24 protein-coding genes and 1 pseudogene are annotated in these 21,319 nt (G+C 59.6%); 5 read left to right on the plus strand and 20 right to left on the minus strand.

The window, feature by feature from the left end:
* Window positions 1-45: 45 nt before the first annotated feature.
* A complete protein-coding gene (locus V0R60_RS21890) occupies window positions 46-969 on the minus strand; it encodes a class I SAM-dependent methyltransferase (RefSeq protein WP_330079309.1) in 924 nt (307 codons plus the stop codon).
* Between the two features lie 168 nt (window positions 970-1,137).
* Window positions 1,138-2,043: a DMT family transporter gene (locus V0R60_RS21895; RefSeq protein ID WP_330079308.1), complete on the minus strand. Its 906-nt coding sequence runs from the start codon at window positions 2,041-2,043 to the stop codon at window positions 1,138-1,140.
* 130 nt (window positions 2,044-2,173) lie between these two features.
* Between V0R60_RS21895 and V0R60_RS21900 the strand changes: the two genes are divergently transcribed.
* Window positions 2,174-2,611 carry an Lrp/AsnC family transcriptional regulator gene (locus tag V0R60_RS21900; protein ID WP_330079307.1) on the plus strand — a complete coding sequence of 146 codons (438 nt, stop codon included), beginning with the start codon at window positions 2,174-2,176 and terminating at the stop codon, window positions 2,609-2,611.
* Window positions 2,612-2,622: 11 nt separating this feature from the next.
* Here the strand turns inward: V0R60_RS21900 and V0R60_RS21905 are convergent, their stop codons facing one another.
* From V0R60_RS21905 to V0R60_RS21915, 3 genes are all read right to left on the minus strand, one after another.
* On the minus strand, window positions 2,623-3,285 hold the full coding sequence (locus V0R60_RS21905) for a histidine phosphatase family protein (protein ID WP_330079306.1): 663 nt from the start codon (window positions 3,283-3,285) through the stop codon (window positions 2,623-2,625).
* Window positions 3,286-3,497: 212 nt separating this feature from the next.
* Window positions 3,498-3,836: an FKBP-type peptidyl-prolyl cis-trans isomerase gene (locus tag V0R60_RS21910; protein WP_136477477.1), complete on the minus strand. Its 339-nt coding sequence runs from the start codon at window positions 3,834-3,836 to the stop codon at window positions 3,498-3,500.
* A 46-nt stretch (window positions 3,837-3,882) separates the two neighbouring features.
* Complete coding sequence (locus V0R60_RS21915) at window positions 3,883-4,824, minus strand: DMT family transporter (RefSeq protein ID WP_330079305.1); 942 nt, start codon at window positions 4,822-4,824, stop codon at window positions 3,883-3,885.
* Window positions 4,825-4,978: 154 nt separating this feature from the next.
* On the opposite strand from V0R60_RS21915, the gene V0R60_RS21920 reads away from it, so the two are divergent.
* On the plus strand, window positions 4,979-5,872 hold the full coding sequence (locus V0R60_RS21920) for a LysR substrate-binding domain-containing protein (RefSeq protein ID WP_330079304.1): 894 nt from the start codon (window positions 4,979-4,981) through the stop codon (window positions 5,870-5,872).
* On the opposite strand, the gene V0R60_RS21925 is transcribed toward V0R60_RS21920, so the two are convergent.
* The 12 genes from V0R60_RS21925 to ccmA form a co-directional block, all read right to left on the minus strand.
* The gene (locus V0R60_RS21925) at window positions 5,865-6,272 is read right to left on the minus strand and encodes a GFA family protein (RefSeq protein WP_136477480.1); all 408 of its coding nucleotides are present in this window, start codon (window positions 6,270-6,272) and stop codon (window positions 5,865-5,867) included. The two genes, V0R60_RS21920 and V0R60_RS21925, sit on opposite strands and share 8 nt — an antisense overlap.
* Window positions 6,273-6,360: 88 nt before the next feature.
* Entirely contained in the window at window positions 6,361-7,299 is a 939-nt protein-coding gene (locus V0R60_RS21930; RefSeq protein ID WP_330079303.1) for a 2-hydroxyacid dehydrogenase, read from the minus strand.
* Window positions 7,300-7,344: 45 nt separating this feature from the next.
* The gene (locus V0R60_RS21935; RefSeq protein ID WP_136477482.1) at window positions 7,345-7,761 is read right to left on the minus strand and encodes a superantigen-like protein SSL4; all 417 of its coding nucleotides are present in this window, start codon (window positions 7,759-7,761) and stop codon (window positions 7,345-7,347) included.
* Between the two features lie 10 nt (window positions 7,762-7,771).
* Window positions 7,772-8,989 (minus strand): c-type cytochrome biogenesis protein CcmI, encoded by a 1,218-nt coding sequence (ccmI, locus tag V0R60_RS21940; protein ID WP_330079302.1) that lies wholly within the window; start codon window positions 8,987-8,989, stop codon window positions 7,772-7,774.
* A complete protein-coding gene (locus V0R60_RS21945; protein ID WP_330079301.1) occupies window positions 8,982-9,458 on the minus strand; it encodes a cytochrome c-type biogenesis protein in 477 nt (158 codons plus the stop codon). Before V0R60_RS21945 ends, ccmI begins: the two co-directional genes overlap by 8 nt.
* Entirely contained in the window at window positions 9,455-9,991 is a 537-nt protein-coding gene (locus V0R60_RS21950; protein WP_330079300.1) for a DsbE family thiol:disulfide interchange protein, read from the minus strand. The genes V0R60_RS21945 and V0R60_RS21950 overlap by 4 nt, the downstream gene beginning before the upstream one ends.
* Window positions 9,988-11,961, minus strand: a complete 1,974-nt coding sequence (locus V0R60_RS21955; protein ID WP_330079387.1) for a heme lyase CcmF/NrfE family subunit — start codon at window positions 11,959-11,961, stop codon at window positions 9,988-9,990. Before V0R60_RS21955 ends, V0R60_RS21950 begins: the two co-directional genes overlap by 4 nt.
* A gap of 11 nt (window positions 11,962-11,972) precedes the next feature.
* Window positions 11,973-12,428, minus strand: a complete 456-nt coding sequence (ccmE, locus tag V0R60_RS21960; protein WP_136477487.1) for a cytochrome c maturation protein CcmE — start codon at window positions 12,426-12,428, stop codon at window positions 11,973-11,975.
* The gene (ccmD, locus tag V0R60_RS21965) at window positions 12,425-12,601 is read right to left on the minus strand and encodes a heme exporter protein CcmD (protein ID WP_136477488.1); all 177 of its coding nucleotides are present in this window, start codon (window positions 12,599-12,601) and stop codon (window positions 12,425-12,427) included. Before ccmD ends, ccmE begins: the two co-directional genes overlap by 4 nt.
* A complete protein-coding gene (locus V0R60_RS21970; RefSeq protein WP_136477489.1) occupies window positions 12,598-13,374 on the minus strand; it encodes a heme ABC transporter permease in 777 nt (258 codons plus the stop codon). The genes ccmD and V0R60_RS21970 overlap by 4 nt, the downstream gene beginning before the upstream one ends.
* A 43-nt stretch (window positions 13,375-13,417) precedes the next feature.
* On the minus strand, window positions 13,418-14,086 hold the full coding sequence (gene ccmB / locus V0R60_RS21975; protein WP_136477490.1) for a heme exporter protein CcmB: 669 nt from the start codon (window positions 14,084-14,086) through the stop codon (window positions 13,418-13,420).
* A complete protein-coding gene (ccmA, locus tag V0R60_RS21980; RefSeq protein WP_203543928.1) occupies window positions 14,083-14,715 on the minus strand; it encodes a cytochrome c biogenesis heme-transporting ATPase CcmA in 633 nt (210 codons plus the stop codon). Before ccmA ends, ccmB begins: the two co-directional genes overlap by 4 nt.
* A 163-nt stretch (window positions 14,716-14,878) precedes the next feature.
* Between ccmA and fliK the strand changes: the two genes are divergently transcribed.
* From fliK to V0R60_RS21995, 3 genes are all read left to right on the plus strand, one after another.
* Window positions 14,879-16,447 (plus strand): flagellar hook-length control protein FliK, encoded by a 1,569-nt coding sequence (gene fliK / locus V0R60_RS21985; protein ID WP_330079299.1) that lies wholly within the window; start codon window positions 14,879-14,881, stop codon window positions 16,445-16,447.
* Window positions 16,444-16,776 (plus strand): EscU/YscU/HrcU family type III secretion system export apparatus switch protein, encoded by a 333-nt coding sequence (locus V0R60_RS21990; RefSeq protein ID WP_136477493.1) that lies wholly within the window; start codon window positions 16,444-16,446, stop codon window positions 16,774-16,776. Before fliK ends, V0R60_RS21990 begins: the two co-directional genes overlap by 4 nt.
* A 68-nt stretch (window positions 16,777-16,844) precedes the next feature.
* Window positions 16,845-19,616, plus strand: coding sequence for a dermonecrotic toxin domain-containing protein (locus tag V0R60_RS21995; RefSeq protein WP_330079298.1), 2,772 nt, complete (start codon window positions 16,845-16,847; stop codon window positions 19,614-19,616).
* Between the two features lie 38 nt (window positions 19,617-19,654).
* On the opposite strand, the gene V0R60_RS22000 is transcribed toward V0R60_RS21995, so the two are convergent.
* From V0R60_RS22000 to V0R60_RS27075, 3 genes and pseudogenes are all read right to left on the minus strand, one after another.
* Window positions 19,655-20,050: a DUF2802 domain-containing protein gene (locus V0R60_RS22000; protein ID WP_136477495.1), complete on the minus strand. Its 396-nt coding sequence runs from the start codon at window positions 20,048-20,050 to the stop codon at window positions 19,655-19,657.
* A gap of 1 nt (window position 20,051) precedes the next feature.
* Window positions 20,052-20,531, minus strand: coding sequence for a chemotaxis protein CheW (locus V0R60_RS22005; RefSeq protein ID WP_028945467.1), 480 nt, complete (start codon window positions 20,529-20,531; stop codon window positions 20,052-20,054).
* A 61-nt stretch (window positions 20,532-20,592) separates the two neighbouring features.
* Window positions 20,593-21,141, minus strand: a pseudogene (locus V0R60_RS27075) (CheW domain-containing protein); the annotation flags it as partial.
* Window positions 21,142-21,319: the final 178 nt, after the last annotated feature.

The raw sequence follows: 21,319 nt of genomic DNA on the forward strand, positions 1-21,319 counted from the left end.
AACGGGCTTGCCCGCGCCCTAGCAGTTGTCCGCCGGGACATCCCCCTACTGACGGAACACCAACGCCTTGAGCCCACCTGCCGGATCGTTATCGGGAAACTCCGGCGGGTTGGCCAGGCGCTCGACAAACTTCAGCGCCGGGGCTTCCTCGGCCATACCTTCGATGAGAAATTGCGGTCCGATGGCGGGGTCGTTCACGCAGGCCAGTACCGTCCCACCTTCATTCAACAGCTCAGGCAGGCGGCGCAGAATCTTGCGGTAGTCCTGGGTCAACACAAAGCTGCCTTTCTGGAAGGTCGGCGGGTCGATGATGATCAGGTCGTACGGGCCGGACTTACGCACCTTGCCCCACGACTTGAACAACTCATGCCCAAGGAAACTCACCCGTCCCACGTCGTGACCATTGAGCCTATGGTTGTCGCGCCCACGACTCAGGGCCGAACGCGCCATGTCGAGGTTGACGACCTGCTCGGCGCCACCAGCAATCGCTGCTACGGAAAAGCCGCAGGTATAGGCGAACAGATTCAATACGCGCTTGCCCGCGGCCTGCTCGCGTACCCAGCGCCGCCCATAGCGCATGTCGAGGAACAAGCCTGTGTTCTGCTTCAAGCCAAGGTCGAGTTGATAGCGCAAGCCGTCCTCATCGATTAGCCAATGCTCGCTGGACTCGCCCAGCAACCACTGACCCGGGCTGTCTGGCAGGTAGCGGTGCTGAAGCAAAATTGCCTGCCCGCTCCAGCATGGCGCCTTGGACAAGGCCGCCAACATCTGCTCCAACTCCGGCAACTGGCCTGCGGGCGGCTCGCGAAACAGGGACACCAACAGCACACCTTGCAACCAATCCACAGTGATTTGCTCAAGCCCCGGCCAGCAACGGCCACGGCCATGGAACAAGCGACGGGTTTCGGCCGGCGCCGGGTCAAGCGCCAGCAGCAAATGTTGCGCGAGGGTGTCGATCACAGAAGTCATGGGCAGATTCAATACGGGAAAGCGCCCTATTCTACCCTGACCACACGCCGTCGGTGACTCATCTCGAAGGTCGGCAGGCTGGTCTACACTGGCACTCCCTACTTCCATTGCGGGACGACCATCATGAGCGAACTGCCGAAGTGGCAGCGCTGATCGATCGCGCAGCCGTCAGTCTGGCTTGACCGCAGCCACCTTCGTCCCAGGCTTGAACCACCAGCCTTGTTGCATGCCGGCGGCGGCCAACAGGATCGCCGCCACGCCCAACCACTGCAGGGGTTCCAGGCGATGGCCGAAGGCGAACCAGTCAACCAGGATGGCTGCAATCGGGTAAATGAACGACAAGGCCCCGGTCAAGGCGGTCGGCAGTTTCTGGATTGCGCCATACAGCAACACGTACATCACCCCGGTGTGAACGACCCCAAGGGTGATCAGCGAGGCCAGCGCGCCAGCGTCGCTCGGCAAGCCCGAGGTATTGGCCCAAGGCGCCAGCAGCAGGATGCCGGTGCACACCTGGATCAAGGCAATCAGATGAGGTGGTGTGCCGCTGAGGCGCTTGATGACCAATGCCGCTATTGCGTAGAGCAGCGCTGCCCCCAAGGCCAGGCCGATGCCCAGCAGGTAGTCACTGCCGCTGCCACTCTGACTACCGTGGGCACTGACAATCGCCAGCATTCCGATAAAAGACAGGGCAAGCCAGAACACCTTCTGCAGGGTGATTTTCTCGCCGAGAAACACCGCAGCCAGCCCTACCAGCATGAAGGGTTGCACGTTGTATACCGCGGTACCAATGGCGATCGACGCCCGCGAATAGGAGGCAAACAAGAACACCCAGTTACCGACGATTGCAACGCCACTGAGCACCGCCAGGACAAAGGTCGCCAGCGTCAAAATGCCGGGTTTGAGAAAACCCAGGGCCAAGCAGATGAGCAATAACGTTGCGGCGCCGAACACGCAGCGCCAGAACACCACATCCAGCACCGCCTGTCCGGACACCAAGACGAACCAGCCGATGGTCCCCGAAATCAACATGGCGGCGACCATTTCCAGCGAACCGCGACGTATTGAACTGTCCATCACTCACCTCCTCGACAATGGCTAAATTATGCGAGTCAGATGAACGCCGCTCCAGCGTATAAATCAGGCTAAACTGCCAATCTACCTTTACTATCAAGGCAAATCACACCCACCACCTAACGAGGCCAGCATGACCGACGATATCGACCAGTTGCTGATCAAGGCGTTGATGGAAGACTCGCGCCGCTCGCTCAAAGCGTTGGCGCAATTGAGCGGCCTGTCCTCGCCCAGTGTCAGCGAGCGCTTGCGCCGCCTTGAAGAGCGCGGCGTGCTCAAAGGCTACACCGTGGAGATAGATCCACGCTGTTTTGGCTATCAGCTTCAGGCCATCGTCCGGGTGCGGCCGTTGCCAGGGCAATTGCAGGTGGTCGAGCGCCAGATCATGGCCATTACCGAATTCACCGAGTGCGACAAGGTCACCGGTGACGACTGCTTTATCGCCCGCCTGCATGTACGCTCGATGGAGCAATTGGACACGCTGCTGGACAAGCTCAACAGTCATGCCGAGACCAACACCGCTATCGTGAAAAAGACGCCGGTAAAGCGGCGCCTGCCGCCCATGGCCTAGGTGTTGGCGAGTCAACTCGGGCAGCTGTGCTCGCCGTTGTTCAGGCCTTGCTTGTAGTTGCGGCTAAGCAGGCTGGCTTTGCCATCGTGCCAAGTCAGGGTCAAGACATACAGCGAGTCGAAATCGCCGCCATCCCAATCCTCGGTGATCACCTGCTTTTCACCCACAGCCTTGCCAGCCACGGTATTGATCAATTCAGGCAGGTAGCCATGGGACCAGGCGGTGTACACCGTAGCGTTGCGGTATTTGTCTTGAAGCAGTTCCTCAGCCAGTTCGCCCGTGTCATTGGCACCGAAGTCGATGTTCACCGGCAAGCCCAGTTTGATTGCGCTGGGACTGATCGTCATCAGTGGACGAATGTAACTGTAGGCGTCGTCCTTACTGCCCTCTTCAACATGGCGAGAGGGGTTGGCAGCAAAGACATAATCGGCTTTTCCGAATTTTTCCGGCAGCAAGGTGGCCAAGTCCAACGCACGATTCAAACCTTGGCAATTGAGCTGCCCGAGGCCTTCGCCAGGTTTTTCGGCATGGCGCAGAAATACCAGGGTCTGGGTACCATCCATCGGTTCGGCGCGGCTTTCGACGGCTTCCAGTGCCAGCATGGTCACACCACCGAGCACGGCCAAGGAACACAACGCATGGCGGTGACGTTTGAACAGGGTCAACAACTTCATGGAGCGGGCTCTTCACGGCAAAAAGGAGGTGAGGCTGACCCGCCTATGACACGCCGCGGCCGAAGCCGCGGGTGATCCCTGTCTGTTGTTCCATCCGTGGAGCGGGGCTAACTAAGAGTGCGTCAATCCCGTTTGGTTCGATCCCTGAATGCTCTACCCTGAGCAAGAACCACTTTAAAGTCGTGTTGTTACCGAATAAAGACAAGTGCGGGTCAATCATCGCGGGTAAGCACTTCCAGCAATTCGATTTCAAACGTCAGGTGCGAATGCGGCGTTATCGCCCCCATGCTGCGCTCGCCGTAGGCCAGGTGCGACGGCACCTCCAGCTTGCGCTTGCCGCCTACTCTCATGCCCATGAGGCCCAAATCCCAACCCTTGATTACCCGTCCGGTGCCAATCACACATTGGAACGGTTTGCCGCGATCGTAGGAAGAATCGAATTTGCTGCCGTCTTCCAGCCAACCGGTGTACTGGGTGGTAATCAGGGCCCCCTTGACCGCCTCCTTGCCTTCACCCAGTTGGATGTCGGTGATTTGCAACTCGCTGCTCATGCTTGACCTCATTGACGCGTGGACGCTGTTTCGTGGCAGCCTTTTCTCAAGAATGAACCGGTTTGGCAAGCGTCGCCGGGCTGCCATGCTGGCGCATCGACCAACACACGCCGCCAATAACCAGGATAATCGCCAGAGCCTCCAGTAGTGTCGGTCCGCTTTGCCGCCAAATAAAGGCATAAAGCAAGGCGAACAAGGTTTCGAAGACGATCAGTTGGCCACTCAAGGTCAATGGCATGCGCTTGGAGGCCGCGTTCCAAAGCAATGCGGCCAGCCACGAACCGAATATTGCGCAACCCAGGCTATACGCCCAGAACAGCCACCAGCGCTCAGCGGGTACTTCGACCTGCAATTGCGCAGGCTGCCACAGGGCGAGAATTACCACCAACATCAGACTGAACACCCCCGTCATCACCCCACACAATACGGACCACTGGTGGCTGTCAAAATGTCCGCACTGCTTGAGATAGCGGCTGTTATTGACCGCGTACCAGGTCCAACACACGAGTGCCGCCAGGGCATAGAGGACGCCGACGAATTTGTCGCCTGTCTCCCCCGGTTCAACCGCAAAGGTCTGCAGATTGATACACAGCATGCCGGCCAGAATCAGCAGTAATGGCCCAACCAGCTGCTTGAGCGCAACGCCGCCGCTGTCATGGCGACCATACAGGGTGATGGTCAGCGGCAGGACACCGACAATCAATGAGGCCGGTGCCACCCCGAGGCGCTGGATTGCGGCTACCAGGCAAATGAAATACAACACGTTACCGATCAGCGCCAAGCGTCCAAGCATCCACAGGTCGGCGAAAGTCAGTCGACCCACCGCTTTGCGCATTGGCACTGCCAATACCAGTGTCACCAGGCCAAACAGCACAAAACGCGCGCAAGTGAGCAGCACCGGACTAAATTCTGGCAACCACTGCGGCACCATCAGCACCAGTCCCCACATCGCTCCGGCTAACCCGGCATAGGCCACACCCTGTTTCACTTGCCTGCTCCTGTTCGAATATGAGCGCAGGCTATCCTTTGGTACACGCCGAAACAAAAGATCATTGGGCATGCAGACATTCCCAGGGGGAATACCTTTAAGCTTCAAGGCTTCGACTCTATGATGTAGCCATTCCTCAAGTCGGACCATCAGCATGAGTCGATTCAGTCGTCACCTACCTCCACTGGATACTTTGATAGCCTTTGAAGCCGTGGTGCGCACCGGCAGTTTTACCCGCGCCGCCGGTGAGCTTTACTTGACCCAAAGCGCTGTCAGCAAGCAGATCAAACTGCTGGAGGAGCATCTTGGCGCAGTCCTGTTCGAACGTCGCGCCCGCGGTATCGCCCTGACGTCGGCTGGGGAAGGTTTCAGCGCGATCGTCGAACCGATGCTGGAGAGCCTGCTGAACAATGTGCTGCGCCTTAAAGCCGGTCACAGCAGCCGCAACGTCAGTGTCATCTGTACGCACGCTGTGGCCCAGTACTGGCTGTTCCCGCGATTGCTGCGTTTCAACGAGCAGCACCCTGAATTGACTGTGAATATCCATGCCAGTAATGAAATCAGTGAGCGTGATATTGCCGACTACGACTTCGGCATTCTGTATGGCCATGGCCACTGGAGTTCACTCAAGGCCGACAAGCTATTCGATGAGGTCATCTACCCGATCGCCAGCGTCAAACGTAGCCTTCCTGACGTCGATTCGCTCGAACAACTGCGAACCCTGCCGCTCATTCAACTGGATGCCTCAGCCTGGAATTGCCTGGACTGGCAGGACTGGTTCAGCCACCAGGGCCTGCGTTACCAAGCACCTGCAGAGGCGGTGACGTTCAATCAGGTCAACCTGGTCTTCGAAGCCGTGTTGCAAGGCATGGGAGTAGGTTTGGGCTGGGAGTTCATGGCACGTGAGCGAATTGAACAAGGGGCGATCCGCCAGGTTTCGGCCTTTGTCGTGCACACCGGGCAGGCCGACTATCTGGTGCACGACAAACAGGTGTCCCGCTCGGCCGCCGCACAGGTGTTCGCTGACTGGCTGCTGGCACTCAGTTGAACAGTGCCTCTACTTCGGCGCGGGTCATGGTCGGTGTGTCGTTGGCGAAGCAGTAATAGTTCGGCTTCTCATCGATGTACACCTGCAAGTCAAAGACCCAATCAGTGCCACCTTGCAGAACACCGACCGAGACAGAATCGAACTGGCCGTTTTTCAGTCGATACAAAAGATGTGTGCCGCACCGGCCACAGAAGCAGCGCTCTGCCCATTCGGAAGAGTCATAGACCACCGGCTGACCGGCAGTGAACGTTACCGGCTGCGAACAGTGCACGGAAAACAACGGCCCACCTCCCCACGTGCGGCACATGCTGCAATGGCAAGTACTGACGCTGGCCTTCTCCAGGTTGGCACTCAGTTTGACTGCGCCACACAGACAACTGCCGTTTTTTATCAGGGACATGGTCAAGGTTCCTTGCAGAGGTGAGTTGGACCTGAAGTCTAGCAGCAGCACAGCCCAGCCTCTTCCTGCTCGAAAGCGCCCGAACGAATCACATGGGCACTGGCGTCAACACCGTTTCTCCAGCAAAGAATGCATTCAGGTTGCGCAGCACCAACGCTACCGTGTCACGCGCAGCTTCCGGGGATTGACCCGCAACATGAGGGGTCAGCACAGTGTTGCCCAGTGCTTTCAGTGCCTCTGGCACATCGGGTTCGTCATCGAAAACGTCCAACCCCGCACCGGCAATAATGCCTTGCTGCAAGGCCTGCACCAGGGCATTGGAATCGACCACACTGGCGCGAGCGATATTGAGCAGATAGCCCTCGCGGCCCAATGCAGCGAGCACCTGAGCATCCACCAGGTGCTCAGTGCCCGCTCCGCCCGGCGTTGCCACTACCAGGATATCCACGGCTTCAGCCAGCCTCAGCGGGCTGTCGTAGAAGCTGTAGGGCACAGCCTCACGCGGGCGGCGGTTGTGATAGCTGACAGTCATGTCAAAGCCTAGCGCCGCACGCTTGGCAATGGCCAGACCCACCGCACCGAGGCCGATAATGCCCATGCGCTTGCCCGATACCGAAGGACTGATCACCCGATTCCATTCGCCTCGTCGGGTACTGGCATCCGCGCGAGGAATGTCTCGCAGCAGCGCAAGCAGCATGGCCATGGCATGGTCGGCCACTGCCGTGGCGTTGGCGCCCGCACCATTGGTAACGGTAATGCCACGGGCTGCGGCAGCGGCAAGATCCACCTGTTCATAGCCGGCACCGATCACGCAGATGATTTGCAGCCCCGACAACGCGCCGATTTCCGCGGCGGTCAGCCCCAATGGACCACGGGTCAGTACCGCGTCGATTTCGTCGGCATGACGGATAACAGCTTCGGCACGCGACAGGGGGGTCTGGGCTCGAATCAGACGATACCCAGCCTGCTCCAGCAACGGCAGGTAATCGTCAACGGTTTCTACCAGTACCAGGACTGTCTTACTCATGCCACCCTCCGGATCAATGCGAAGGGGCATTATGCGGGCTTGTGCTTACTGGGCGAAAGCCCGTCCCAAACCACCCGGAACACCACTGCTGTCGGTTTCCTGCCAAGGGCCGTTGAGGTTGGTCGACCAGCTCCAGCCGTTGTTCCAGCGATAATAGGTGCGCTGGCGGTAGAACGTGTTGGTCTGGCCTTCAAGCACGTAGACGCCCATGCGCGGATCCCAGTGGCTGGCACCACCTGGGGGTGGCGCAAAGCTTGCCGAGGTTCGCGGCATGGGCTTGGGCGCCGGGGTAACGACCGGTGGTTTGCTCGGCACCGTGCTTGGGCGCGGAGTTGGTTGGGTACCTGGTCCCGACGGCAACCGCTCGATCGGCGGTGTCGTCGGCTCCGAGGGCTGATGAACAGTACACGCACTCAGGCCTACGGCCAGTGAAATAAGGGCAAGGCGAGCGATACTGTTCATAGTGGTTCTCTTACTGGTCCGGGCTGTCGATGGTCAGGTGCTGCGCTGCGGTAGTGCTGCTGGCCAGCGGGCTGCTTTGACCGATCCACTCACCCTGGGTCGGCTGGCCAGCGCGAGACACGCGCGCAACCAGTTGGACTTCAGGGAAGCTCGACAGTTTCATGCTCGGCATCATTGCGTCGCTGTCGCCAAGCTCCACCTCGATGGGCAGTTGGGCAACGGTCACGCGCTTGGCCGCCAGTGGCATGGGTGGACCGGAGCTGGCACGGGCAAAGATAAACACCGTGTCGTCCGGTTTGACCTTGTCCTTGAGCGCAGCTGCAAGCTCCACGCGCACCTTGAGCCGGGCCCCCGTCGTCGCTACTGCCGGGGCCGTTGCCGGTGCTTGGGCAACGTTGCCTTCACCCGCCTTGAGCTTGTCCTGGGCGCGTTCTATACCGCCTTGCAAGGCGGCACGTGATGCATCGCCTTCGGGCAACTGCGCCAGCAACCGGTTCCAGTAAACGATAGCCTGCTGGAAGTGCTCACTCTCGAACGCTGCGATACCGAGCAGGCCAAGGCTGGTGACCTCGTTTGGATCGGCCTTCAGTGCCTCATCGGTAAGCGCTTGCAGTTGCTCGTTCCACTGTTTGCCGTTAGCGAAATACAGCGCCTGGGCCCACTGCCCGAGCAACTCCGGCTGACGACCCGCAAGGTTGGCGGCGCGCTCGAAGACTTTCGCGGCATCGGCAGGACGCTCCTGGGCCATATAGGCACGACCGAGGAAGTACAGACCTTCAGCCGAATCGGGTTGCATCTCGACCGCTCGTTCAAGACGTGCGGTGATCTCCTCCATGGACTGCGGCGCCTTGGCAAACTGCTGGGTCAACTCGACCTGCTCGCTGGCGCCAAAATGCAGGTACAAGCCCAGGCCCATCAAGGGCACCAACACCGCAGCCAGCAACGGCAGTGGCTTGCCCAGGCGCCCCAGGCGCTGGGGTTCCGCATTTTCGGTGTCGCTCAGCAGCTCGCGAGCTGCTTCGTCGCGCCCTTTGGCCAACTGGGCGTCATCGAGCACGCCTGCGGCCTGTTGCGCGGTCAGTTCAGCGACCCGCTCCTGGTAAAGCGCAACGTTGAGTGCGGTGCGGTCTTCTTCCAGTTGCGCACGACGGCCACGCAACACCGGGATCAGCAAAAAGCTCAGGGCCACCAGCAACAGCAGGCCTGCAGCAAGCCAGAAATCAGTCATGGGTCTGTTCTTTGTCCAGCAATTTGGCGAGGCGCTCACGCTCCTCGGGGGAAAGGTCGACAGGGCCACCAGCGCTCTGCGCCCGACGCTTGCGCACGATCAGCGCCAACAAGCCAAAGCCGCCAACCAGCAATACGCCAGGGCCGAACCACAGCAGCCAGGTTCGTGCGGTTAACTCGGGCTTGTAGCGCACGAAATCACCATAGCGATCGACCATGAAGTCGATGATCTGCTGATTGCTCTTGCCCTCGCCAAGCATGCGGAAAATCTCCCGACGCAAGTCGGCGGCAATCGGTGCGTTGGAGTCAGCGATATCCTGGTTCTGGCACTTGGGGCAGCGCAACTCCTTGGTCAGGTCGTGATAACGCGCGCGCTCGGCATCATCGGCGAACTGATAGGTGTCGATGGCCGCCTGGGTCACTCCGGCCAGGCTCAGGCCGAGCAATGCTCCGGCTAGCCAGCGCTTCATGGTTTGGCCTCATCGACCAGTCCCTGGTACATAGGCGCCAGTTGCTCGCGCCAGACTGTCGCATCGACGACACCGACGTGCTTGTAACGGATGATGCCCTTGGCGTCGATCAGGAAGGTTTCCGGCGCACCGTACACGCCCAGGTTCAAGCCCAGCGAGCCCTGATCATCCTCGATATTGAGCTGATAGGGGTTGTGGAACTCGGCCAGCCATTTGATCGCAGCGGCGTTATCGTCCTTGTAGTTGACCCCATGGATAATCACGCCCTGCTCGGCCAGCTTATTCAAATACGGATGCTCGACCTTGCACGATGGGCACCAGGTCGCCCAGACGTTGACCAATGCCGGCTTGCCGATCAGGTCTGCCTGGGTAAGCGCCTTGCCGTCCTGCACCGACTTGAGTGCAAAGGCCGGGAATGGCTTGCCGATCATTGCCGAAGGCAGCTCGGTGGGGTCGAGGAACAGGCCCCGGTAGAGGAACACCGCCACCAGCAGAAACACTGCCAGCGGCAGCACCATGATCCAACGCTTCATGCAGTTGCTCCAGACATGCCCAGTACTTCACGTACGCGGGCTTTGACCTTGACTCGATAACGTCCGTCCATGGCCGCCAGCAGGCCACCGAGGCCGGTCAGCAGACCGCCCAGCCAGATCCAGCGCACGAATGGCTTGACGTGTACCCGCACCGCCCACGCACCGTTGTCCAGCGGCTCGCCAAGGGCCACATAAAGGTCACGGGTGAAGCCGGCGTCGATGCCCGCTTCCGTCATCATCGATTGCTGCACGGTATACAGGCGTTTTTCCGGATGCAGCACGCTGATCTCGCGGCCATCCTCGATCACCCGCACGGTGCCCTTGTCGGAGGTGAAGTTCGGCCCTTCAAAGTGCTTGGCGCCCTCGAAGACGAACTGATAACCCGCCAACTCAACCGACTCGCCCGGCGCCAGGCGCAGGTCGCGCTCGGCACTGTTGTTGCTCGACAACACCACACCCAGCGCACAAACCGCCAGGCCCAGATGCGCAACGTGCATGCCCCAATAGCTGCGATTGAGACCCCGCAGTCCCTTGAACAACCCTTTGTGACGGGTCTTGTCGAGGATGTCCCGAGCACCTGCGAGCACGATCCACGCCGCCAGGGCGAAGGTGGTCAGTACTTGCCAATCAAAGTCATCGACCAGCAGGCCACCAACCGGCGCCAGTACGGCGCTGCCAATCAGCACGGGGGTCAGCATGCCCAGCAGCCATTTGCTCGGGGTGTCTTTCCAGCGCACCAGCACACCGATTGCCATGACCACCATGAGCAACGCCATGAGCGGAATGAACAACGCATCGAAGTACGGCGGGCCGACGGAGAGCTTGGCGCCGGTGAGCGCATCAAGAATCAACGGATACAGCGTGCCAAGCAGAATCATCGACGCCGCGACAACCAACACAATGTTGTTGGCCAGCAGCAATGTTTCTCGCGACCACAAGGCAAAGCCAACCTGGCTCTTGACCACCGGCGCGCGCATGGCGAACAGCGTCAGCGAACCGCCGACGACAAACAGCAGGAAGATCAAGATGAACACGCCGCGCTCCGGGTCGGAGGCGAAAGCATGCACCGAGGTCAGAACACCGGAACGAACCAGGAAGGTGCCAAGCAGGCTCAACGAGAACGCCGCGATGGCCAGCAACACAGTCCAGCTTTTGAACACCCCACGCTTTTCAGTGACGGCCAGGGAATGAATCAGTGCCGTGCCCACCAGCCAGGGCATGAACGAGGCGTTTTCCACCGGGTCCCAGAACCACCAGCCGCCCCAACCCAACTCGTAATAGGCCCACCACGAGCCCAGGGTGATACCAATACCCAGGAAGGCCCAGGCGACCAGCGTCCACGGTCGTGACCAGCGGGCCCAGGCGGCGTCCAGACGGCCGCCGAGCAAGGCGGCGATGGCAAAGGCGAAGGCGACTGAGAAACCTACATAGCCCATGTACAGCATCGGCGGGTGAACGATCAGGCCAATGTCCTGCAACAGCGGGTTGAGGTCGGCACCGTCTGTCGGCACCTGCGGCAGCATGCGCTGAAATGGGTTGGAGGTGACAATCAGAAACGACAGGAATCCGACACTGATCATGCCCATGACGGCCAGCACCCGCGCCAGCATGACCTGTGGCAACTGCCGGGAAAAAATCGACACGGCGAACGTCCAGCCACCGAGGATCATTGCCCAGAGCAACAACGACCCTTCGTGGGCACCCCATACAGCACTGAACTTGAAGTACCAGGGCAAAGCACTGTTGGAGTTGTTGGCAACATAGGCAACCGAGAAGTTGTCGGTCATGAACGCATGAGTCAAACAGCCAAAGGCAAACGCCAGGAAAGCGAATTGCCCCCAGGCCGCCGGCCGTCCCAGGCTCATCCACAAGCTGTCGCCACGCCAGGCGCCGAGCAGCGGCACGGTGGCTTGCACACACGCAAAGCAGATGGCCAGAATCATCGCCAGTTGGCCGAGTTCGGGAATGATCAGCGCCGCGTTCATGGTTTGGCTCCGGCATCGTTGGCAACCTGGCCGCTTTCCTGCAGCGCCTTGGTCACTTCCGGTGGCATGTACTTTTCATCGTGCTTGGCCAGCACTTCGTCGGCCACCACTACGCCTTCGGCATTGAGTTTGCCCAGGGCAACAATGCCCTGCCCTTCACGGAACAAGTCCGGAAGAATGCCGCGGTAGGTAATCGGTACCGACTTGCTGAAGTCGGTCACTACAAAGCGTACGTCGAGCGAGTCGCCCGAACGTTGCAGCGAGCCTTTCTCGACCATACCGCCCGCCCGAATGCGGGTATCGAGCGGCGCCTCGCCATTGGCGATCTGGGTCGGGGTGTAGAACAGGTTGATGTTCTGCTGCAGGGCGCTCAAGGCCAGGCCTACAGCGATGCCTACCCCGGCCAGCAGGCCGAGGATGATGAACAGGCGCTTCTTGCGTTGCGGATTCACTGTTTGTTCTCCCGGCGCAAGCGACGCGCCTCTTCTTGCAGGTAACGGCGCCGGGCCTGCAAAGGCATGGCAACGTTCAAGGCCAGTACCAGCAGGCAAATGCCGTAGGCCGACCAGACGTACAGGCCGTGATGGCCCATGGCGAGAAAATCACTGAAAGAGGCAAAACTCATCGTGCCATCTCCCGACCCAGGCTGTTCAATACCTCCTCCCTGACCCAACTGGTGCGCGCCTCGCGCTTGAGTACTTCAAGGCGCATGCGCAGCAACAGCACCGCGCCAAAGAAACAGTAGAAACCCACCACCGTCAGCAACAATGGCAGCCACATCTCGGCTGGCATGGCCGGTTTCTCGGTAAGGGTGAAGGTGGCCCCCTGGTGCAAGGTGTTCCACCACTCCACCGAGTACTTGATGATCGGGATATTGATCACCCCGACAATCGCCAAGACCGCACAGGCCTTGGCCGCGCTTTCACGATTGGTGATGGCATGCCCCAGGGCGATGAGACCGAAGTACAGGAACAGCAAAATCAGCATCGAGGTCAGTCGGGCATCCCAAACCCACCAACTGCCCCAGGTCGGCTTGCCCCAGATGGCACCGGTAACCAGCGCCACCGCAGTCATCCAAGCGCCAATCGGCGCTGCACACTGCAAGGCAACGTCGGCAATCTTCATCTTCCATACCAGCCCGACCACACCGGCCACCGCAAGCATCACGTAGCAGGACTGCGCCAGCATGGCAGCCGGTACGTGAATGTAGATGATGCGAAAGCTGTTGCCCTGCTGATAATCCTGAGGGGCAAAAGCCAATCCCCAGATGGCGCCAATGCCGATCAACAGGATCGCGGCGACCGCCAGCCAGGGCAGCATGCGGCCGCTGATGGAATAGAACCACTTGGGCGAACCCAGTTTATGAAACCACGTCCAGCTGATTACGCTGCTTTTCATCACGGTACATCCAGGGTCTTTGCTGGGCGGGGCCCAGACCTCATTATTCGCCGACGCTGATCTTCAGGCCAGCGGCTATTGCAAAGGGTGCCAGAGTTACTGCCAAGGCGGTCAGGCTGCCAAGCCAGAGCAGATAACCGGTCGCCGGCATAGCTTGCAGTGCCGCCTGCAAAGCGCCACTGCCCAGGATCAATACCGGGATGTATAGCGGCAAAATCAGCAGCGCCAGGAGCAAACCGCCACGTTTCAAACCGACTGTCAGGGCCGCACCTACAGCGCCCAACAGGCTCAGCACCGGAGTACCGAGCAACAACGATGCCAACAGGACCGGCAGGCACGCCGAAGGCAAACCTAGCATCAGCGCCAGCAAGGGTGCCAACAATACCAGTGCCAGCCCGGAAAAGGCCCAGTGTGCCAGTACTTTCGCCAGTACCAGAAGAGGGAGGGGGTGCGACGAAAGGACCCACTGCTCCAGCGATCCATCCTCGAAATCACTGCGAAAAAGCCCGTCCAGCGAGAGTAAAACCGACAAAAGTGCCGCTACCCAGACCAGTCCTGGAGACAAGGTTTGCAACAATTGAGTCTCAGGACCGACCGCCAATGGAAACAATGCGACAACAATTGAGAAAAATACCAAGGGGTTGGCAAGTTCTGCCGGACGCCGGAACAACAGTCGCGCTTCACGGCGCAACAACAAGACGAAGACACTCATGCGGCCCACTGCCCCAAATTGAGTTCACGGTAACCGGACGGCTTGCGCGCCAGGGTGTGGTGGGTGGTCAGCACGACCATTCCGCCCTGCTCGCAATGGGCGGCCAGGTGTGCCTCGAGCTGGGCCACGCCCTGCTTGTCGAGGGCAGTGAAAGGTTCATCGAGAATCCACAAAGGCGGACTGTCCAGGTACAGGCGCGCCAAGGCCACACGACGCTGCTGACCCGCCGACAAGGTATGGCACGGCACGTCTTCGAAGCCGCGCAGGCCGACGGTCTCAAGCGCCTTCCAGATGGCCGCAGGCTCGGCGGGCGTGTGCAGGGCGCAGAGCCAGGCAAGGTTTTCTTCCGGGCTGAGCAGATCCTTGATCCCTGCTGCGTGACCAATCCAGATCAGAATCCGCGCCAGTTCGCTGCGTTGTTCGGCCAGAGGCTTGCCGTCGAGGCGAATCTCTCCGGCAGTGGGGCTCATGAGCCCGGCCAGCAGGCGCAACAGGCTGGTTTTGCCGCTGCCATTAGGGCCGCTGATCTGCAGCATGTCGCCTGCGCTCAGGTGCACTTCGAGGTTTTCGAACAGCATTCGCCAGTCGCGCTCGCAGGCCAGGCCCACGGCTTGGAGATGAGGGGTCACAGTTTCGCCTTATGCTAGGGATGCCTGTCTCAAGTCGGTCCCGGCCCTGCCGTTATACTGGCAGTGGAGATACAGCCCGGCCGCTCGGATCGCGAAAGATCGGGCGGCATTATACATGCGATGTCCTACTGCAAAGAGGGCTATTTCAACAGGTTGCAAGCTGATGACAGGCGAAATCAACAACCTTGGCGCGCAGGTTCCAGCGTCTACCCAGTTACGCCCGGCAATGACCGGTGAACTGCTACGCCTGTTGCAGCCGCAACAAGCCCTGCTTGCCCCGGGCGAAACCGCCAAGGCCGAAGTACTGGCGTTGCGTCAGGTCGGCCAGGACTTCCAGATGTTGCTCAAGTTGACTCAAGACAACGGCAAGCAAATCAACGTCCAGACCAGCAGCAATCAACCACTGGCCCAAGGCAGCCTGTTGGCGGTAAGCCAAAGCAGCGCATCGAACCTGACCATTACCGTGCAGCAAGCGCTCGCCAACAGCATCGCCAGCCTGACCCGCATCGACACCCGGGAACTGCCTGTTGGCACGCTGCTTCAAGGCAAAGTCCTGACCAGTCAGGCGCTTCCCACGGCCAACGGGCAACTGGCGCAGTTCCGCTCGTTGGTAACCTTGCTCAGCGGCCCCCAGGCCGGCGCCACCTTGACCATCGACAGCCCTCGTCCATTGGCGGTAGGCAGCCTGCTCAGTGCAAGGGTCGATGGCAACCAATCGTTGAGTTTCATCCCGTTGAGCGGGCGCAAGGACCAACTGGCAATCTCGCAGCAGCTAAGTACCCAGCAAACGCGCCAGGCGTCGCTGCAAGGTTTGCTTGGCGCGCTGCAGCAGCTACGCCAAAGCACTGAAGTGCCCGACGAACTGCGCGCCACGGTGGACAAGCTGCTGGCCAGCCTGCCTGACGTACGCCAACTTAGCGACCCCAAAGGCGTGGCGCAGGCCATAAACAACAGCGGCGTTTTCCTCGAGGCCAAGTTGCTGGCTGGCCTGCCTTCCAACCTTGCCCCCGATCTCAAGGCTCAGGTGGTACGCCTGGTAGCCCAATTGCTGCCGGGTTCGCCGGGGAACATGCCGTTCAACCCAGGCGTTGCAGCCAGCACCCTTGCCCAGGTAATGCCTGGCATGGTGCGTACTGCCCTCGGCATGCTCGGTCAGGTCAGCCCCCGCCCACATCCTGGCGGCTTTCCCCTACCCTCGCGATCACTCAAGAGCCAGGAGGGTGAAGCAGACCTGGAACATTTGTTGCGCCTGGCAGCCTCCGCCATCTCCAGGCTGCAGAGTCATCAGTTGACAAGCCTGGAGCAGACCGGCACCACCGCCGATGGCAACCTGCAAACCACTTGGCAATTAGAGATTCCGCTACGCACCGGGCAAGACTTCATGCCCGTGCAAATGAAATTACAGCGCGAAGAAACCCCCGAGCAGCAAAGCGATCCGGAGCGTGAACACCGCGATCCGCTGGAAATGCTCTGGCGCGTGGAATTGTCATTCGATTTACATCCGCTGGGCCCCTTGCAGGTTCAAGCGCAGATAAGCCAAGGCAGCCTTTCAAGCCAGCTGTGGGCAGAACTGCCAAATACCGCTCGACTGATTGAGAGTCAGCTTGGCAGCCTGCGCGAACGCTTGCTTGCGCGCGGCCTGAGCGTCGGCGAGCTGCATTGCCATCAGGGAACACCACCACAGGGACCGCGTACGCGCCTGGAGCAACGCTGGGTAGACGAAACAGCATGAATAATCAGAATCCGCGCCAGGCCATTGCCCTGAACTACGACGGCCAACAAGCGCCGACATTGACCGCCAAAGGCGATGACGAACTGGCCGAGGCGATTCTGGCAATCGCGCGCAAGCACGAGGTTCCCATCTATGAAAATGCCGAGTTGGTGCGCTTGCTCGCGCGCATGGAATTAGGTGAGCAAATTCCGGAAGCACTGTATCTGACCATCGCCGAAATCATCGCCTTTGCCTGGCAGCTTCGCGGCAAAGTGCCGGAGGGCTTCAACGCCAGCCCCGCGTCGGAACGGGATATCTCCCAGCCGCGATTGAGCCCGCCAGAGCAATAGCACTATTTAACACCTTGAGCCCCATACCGGGGGTGAGGCTGTAGGTCCCGCACATAAAGGTGACCGACATGCCCACAACCTGCATCAACTCCGCTGGCGTTCAATACATCCGCGACCACCTGGCACACGTTCCTCGGCCGGACCGCGAAGCCGCGCGCGCCATTCAGCGCTGGCTGGTTGGCAATAACCTGACGCTCGACGCCGATCAGGTCGATATCGTAACTCTGCACTACCAACCTGATGGCCCAAACGGATATCGAGCCGTCATCACCCAGCGCATGAGCCTGACTCAAGCAGTGCTGTCCAACTGGCAAGGTGAATCCAATAACGACGTGTTCGGCACGCTGTTTTCAACACCCTGGGCAGGCGCATTTCCGAATGGTTCGGTCAGGATCGTCGAGCGTCTGTCCGACCCGGGACTGAATCACTACGGCGCCTCTTTCCAAGTGTTCAATGGGCTGTTCAGGCGTACTGAACCCGCGCGCTATGACGCTTCGACACACGTGCAGTTTCCGGCCGAAGGTTTCCAGCTGTTCATCGAAACGCTGGACTTTCAAAAACATTACAAAGCCACCTTGGATAGCTATTGGCGCGATCATCTGGAAGGCCATCGTGTGTCGGCCAAACTCAACTTTGTGGCCGCCTGCAACAAGCAGGTTGTCGAGGGCACATTGAGTGACGCGGCCAGGAAGCTTGTCTGGCGCACGGCAGGACTGGCCCCGCGCGGTCGCAAGCTGCGTCTGAGCACCCTGAGCGTCTATGGCTATGCAGCCACGGACCTGTTGTACATCAACGACGCCAGTAGCGATCTGACCGTGCTGTACATGCCTGGCAACAGCTCGCCCTTGCTCGAATTCGCCAGCCAAGCGCAGCTCAAAGATTGGTTTGGACAGCAATGCCAGGACCCCCGCAAACGCCAGGCACTGAAACAACACTTCAACATGGCCGATGGCCCTGACGGGTTGGATTTCAGCGGCCTTGATACCGCCCTGGCAGGGCTGGGCGATTACCCTGCTGTGCACCGCCTGCCACCTGAACGCCCTGGCTTCACCACCGATGGGCGCTGGGCGCCGCGCGACTATGTCAATTACCGGCCCAGGAAATACAACCCGAAACTCACCGGCGATGTATTCCAGGCCCTGGCAGAGCGCCAGCGTGCGCGGAGCTATGCCGATGCCGACTTCATCATCACCAGCAACAGCGAAGTGACCAAGGCCAGATGGCGCGGATACCTCACCTCGACGCTCAACCTGCTGACGCCGCTGGTCTTCGTAATGCCAGAACTGGGGGTACTGTTTGCGCTAGGCGGTATTGCGCAAATGGGCCTGGGTCTGGACCAGACGATCAATGGCAAAAACGCAGACGAACAGGCCGATGGCGTTGGCAATGTCATCTACGGCCTGTTCAACGCTACGCCTCTGGCCGTGGAAGGACTGGCCAAACGTGGAGCATTGTTCCGCGTTCAAAGCGAAGGCTTCGTTCCACCGATGCGCATCAACGAACAATGGGGCTATCCGCTAGGCCCCATTGATCCACCGCGCCTGCCACAATTGGATATCGCTCCTTACTTCCATTCCCCCAACCGCATCCTGCCGTTGGAAAATAGTGATATCGCGGTCGCCAATGCAGTGAAAAGGCGCCCCCGATACAGCCGTAGCCTCGACAGGCTAAGCGGGGTTTACGAGCCACAACCCGGGTATGGAATAAATCTGGAGCTAGTTTATGACATGGAGTTCGACTTGTTTCTCGATGCAACAACCGAGAATGAGGTGCAACCGTCCTACTTCACCGTCAATACCGAAAGCCACACGTTGCAATGTGCGAATCCGCAAACACGTGCAGTGACCAATCAGATGCGCACCGCCACCCTCCGCGCCCTGGGCATTGATATGCCATTACCGGCGCAACTTCCGGTACTTACACAAGACATCCGTCCGATTCCAAAAACCATCACCTCGCTGTGGGTGGGTGACAAAGTGATCAATTCCGAGCTGGTGGCCAATCTTGCGCAAAACGTGGATCGGTTGAAAAACAGCGCATATCAATACCGTCTATACCTGTCCAAGTTAAACCCGAGCGCCTACGCCGAAAATGTACGTCAGCTAAGCGCCCAGGTACCAGGCCTGACCGTGCTGCCGTTGGAGGAGCAGCCGTTTTTCAGTGCTTTCGAACAAAGTAAGAATTTCGACCAGTATCAGGCGGCGCTCGATGGCAATGGTGGGGTAGCCAGCAACTACGCCTCTGCTTCAGACGTCCTGCGTTTTTCGATGTTGCATCACGAGGGTGGCCTGTACATGGACGTCGACGACCTGTTGCTCGAAGCTGGCGCAGCCGATCCGGCTTGTGCAGGTTCGCAGCCCGCTTGCTTGACCGAGGCCATAGACGAGGTGGCGCTGACCACAACCAAGACGGGATTACTGTTACACCCACCCATGTCCAATGAACGACTTGGCATGAACCAACTGTTCAACAACAGCATGATCGGCAGCCATTCCGGCAACCCCACGTTACTCGCCATCTGCGATGAAATGCATGGGCGCTACCAGAGCAAAATGGATTTCTACCACCATAAACCGAACCCGGTTGACGACCCGAAGGGCTTTGCCGAATACGCCCATCGTTTGAGCTGGCTGACCGGCCCGGGCATGCTGACCGACATGGTCGATCGCCTGCTGCCGGACCTGGGTCGACTACGCCAGTTTCGGAATCTGTACATGATACCGCGCACCAAAAGCTGGTTGTACATGGACCTGGAGGCCTGGAAACTGGCCGAAAATCAACTACTGCCTCTGGACCGTTTCGCCAAAGTGGGTGGCCAGCATTCGTGGGCACATACCTGAGCGATAAAAAAGGCGACCTGTGTAGGTCGCCTTTTTCCTCACTCGCTGCGATGCACCTTGCTCATCAACTCCGCCTCGGCCTGAGTCAAGCCGCAGGACTGCGTCAGCTCATCGACACTGGCCCCCATTCCCACCAAACGCGCAGCTTGCGCGAAGGACAGGCTATTGGGGTCACGCTGCTCCAGTTGCAGAAGTTTGTCTGGCAAGGGCGCGACGGTTGCGCGCAGCTCATGCAACGCTTCACCCATGCGCACGCTGCCGTTCTGGTAATCGTCCAGGCGCTTGGCCAGGTCTTTGATGCGCTGGTCACGCAACGCATCACCCTGTGCCTGCTGGGCTGCCAGCTCACGCTGGCGCTTGCTGTAGCTCAGGAAGAACCACAGGCTGAGCGCCCAGAGTAGCGCCAGAAATATGACTGCAGCCTCAAGGATCAACTCAGATGTTCTCCAGCTCGGACCACTCTTCCTCGGTCATCATCTTGTCCAGCTCGACCAGGATCAGCAGTTCGTTGTTCTTGTTGCACACACCCTGAATGAACTTGGCCGATTCCTCGTTACCAACATTCGGCGCGGTTTCGATTTCCGACTGACGCAGGTAAACCACTTCGGCAACGCTGTCGACCAGAATACCGACCACTTGCTTGTCGGCCTCGATGATCACGATGCGGCTATTGTCGGTGATCTCGCTCGACATCAGGCCGAAGCGCTGACGGGTATCGATCACCGTGACCACGTTGCCGCGCAGGTTGATAATGCCCAGCACATAACTTGGAGCGCCCGGGACCGGGGCGATCTCGGTGTAGCGCAGAACCTCCTGCACCTGCATGACATTGATGCCGTAGGACTCGTTGTCCAGCTTGAAGGTCACCCACTGCAGGATCGGATCTTCGGAACCTTGTGCAGACGATTTTTTCATTCCCCTATCCCTCAAAATCCGCCATCGACGGTGTGCTCAGTGCGGTCGCAGGCGCGACCAATTATTTATGCGCGGCGTGCATCTGCTTGACGGCGCCACTGGCGATCAGCTCGGCCAGTTCAGCAACATCCAGCAGTGCACACATATGTTCGATTACGGTTCCAGCCAACCAGGGTCGCTGGCCGCGCTGGCTTCGCCATTTGATCTCGTTGGGGTCAAGGCGCAGCGAGCGGCTGACCTGATGCACAGCCAATCCCCACTCATAGCCCTGGACCGAAATCACATACTGCAGGCCCTGACGAAAGTCCTCGCGGTAGCGATCCGGCATGACCCAGCGAGCGGTGTCCAGCACTTTGAGGTTGCCACTCTGGCTCGGCAGAATGCCGAGAAACCAGTCGGGCTGGCCAAACAACGGCGTCAGCTCATGACCGGCCAGCGAATAGATCGAGCCCAGGCACACCAATGGCACTGCAAGGGTCAACCCGGCCACGTCGAATAACAGGCATTCGAACGGCTCGGCTGCCCACGCCGGACGCCCGTCAACGCTTGCTGGCGGCACGGGTTGATCAGACGCTGGAGGCAGATGGACCTCAACCAGCGGCTCGACCGGGGCAAGCTGCTCACACGCAGCTTCCAGCGGTTCAGGTTTGATCACAGGTGCTGGTGCTACTGCTGGCATCACCGTCGGCAGGAGCACGTCAGCAGGATCGGCGTATGGCAACGGCGCCAATTGCACCGCTACCGGCTTGGGCCGCTGCGCGACCAGTGCGTCACGTGCCTGCTCTTCA

The sequence above is a fragment of the Pseudomonas auratipiscis genome (assembly GCF_036324085.1).
Taxonomy (GTDB): domain Bacteria; phylum Pseudomonadota; class Gammaproteobacteria; order Pseudomonadales; family Pseudomonadaceae; genus Aquipseudomonas; species Aquipseudomonas auratipiscis.

What these genes read in the sequence shown, in the direction of transcription:
- V0R60_RS21900 (WP_330079307.1), top strand. Translation starts at nt 2,174, where the DNA reads ATGACCGACGATATCGACCAGTTGCTGATCAAGGCGTTGATGGAAGAC.
- fliK (WP_330079299.1), top strand. Translation starts at nt 14,879, where the DNA reads ATGACAGGCGAAATCAACAACCTTGGCGCGCAGGTTCCAGCGTCTACC.
- V0R60_RS21895 (WP_330079308.1), bottom strand. Translation starts at nt 2,043, where the DNA reads ATGGACAGTTCAATACGTCGCGGTTCGCTGGAAATGGTCGCCGCCATG.
- V0R60_RS21950 (WP_330079300.1), bottom strand. Translation starts at nt 9,991, where the DNA reads ATGAAGCGTTGGATCATGGTGCTGCCGCTGGCAGTGTTTCTGCTGGTG.
- ccmB (WP_136477490.1), bottom strand. Translation starts at nt 14,086, where the DNA reads ATGAGTGTCTTCGTCTTGTTGTTGCGCCGTGAAGCGCGACTGTTGTTC.
- V0R60_RS21890 (WP_330079309.1), bottom strand. Translation starts at nt 969, where the DNA reads ATGACTTCTGTGATCGACACCCTCGCGCAACATTTGCTGCTGGCGCTT.
- V0R60_RS21990 (WP_136477493.1), top strand. Translation starts at nt 16,444, where the DNA reads ATGAATAATCAGAATCCGCGCCAGGCCATTGCCCTGAACTACGACGGC.
- V0R60_RS21995 (WP_330079298.1), top strand. Translation starts at nt 16,845, where the DNA reads ATGCCCACAACCTGCATCAACTCCGCTGGCGTTCAATACATCCGCGAC.
- V0R60_RS21905 (WP_330079306.1), bottom strand. Translation starts at nt 3,285, where the DNA reads ATGAAGTTGTTGACCCTGTTCAAACGTCACCGCCATGCGTTGTGTTCC.
- ccmD (WP_136477488.1), bottom strand. Translation starts at nt 12,601, where the DNA reads ATGAGTTTTGCCTCTTTCAGTGATTTTCTCGCCATGGGCCATCACGGC.
- V0R60_RS21925 (WP_136477480.1), bottom strand. Translation starts at nt 6,272, where the DNA reads ATGTCCCTGATAAAAAACGGCAGTTGTCTGTGTGGCGCAGTCAAACTG.
- V0R60_RS21970 (WP_136477489.1), bottom strand. Translation starts at nt 13,374, where the DNA reads ATGAAAAGCAGCGTAATCAGCTGGACGTGGTTTCATAAACTGGGTTCG.
- V0R60_RS21920 (WP_330079304.1), top strand. Translation starts at nt 4,979, where the DNA reads ATGAGTCGATTCAGTCGTCACCTACCTCCACTGGATACTTTGATAGCC.
- V0R60_RS21945 (WP_330079301.1), bottom strand. Translation starts at nt 9,458, where the DNA reads ATGAAGCGCTGGCTAGCCGGAGCATTGCTCGGCCTGAGCCTGGCCGGA.
- V0R60_RS22005 (WP_028945467.1), bottom strand. Translation starts at nt 20,531, where the DNA reads ATGAAAAAATCGTCTGCACAAGGTTCCGAAGATCCGATCCTGCAGTGG.
- V0R60_RS21930 (WP_330079303.1), bottom strand. Translation starts at nt 7,299, where the DNA reads ATGAGTAAGACAGTCCTGGTACTGGTAGAAACCGTTGACGATTACCTG.
- ccmI (WP_330079302.1), bottom strand. Translation starts at nt 8,989, where the DNA reads ATGACTGATTTCTGGCTTGCTGCAGGCCTGCTGTTGCTGGTGGCCCTG.
- V0R60_RS21910 (WP_136477477.1), bottom strand. Translation starts at nt 3,836, where the DNA reads ATGAGCAGCGAGTTGCAAATCACCGACATCCAACTGGGTGAAGGCAAG.
- V0R60_RS21935 (WP_136477482.1), bottom strand. Translation starts at nt 7,761, where the DNA reads ATGAACAGTATCGCTCGCCTTGCCCTTATTTCACTGGCCGTAGGCCTG.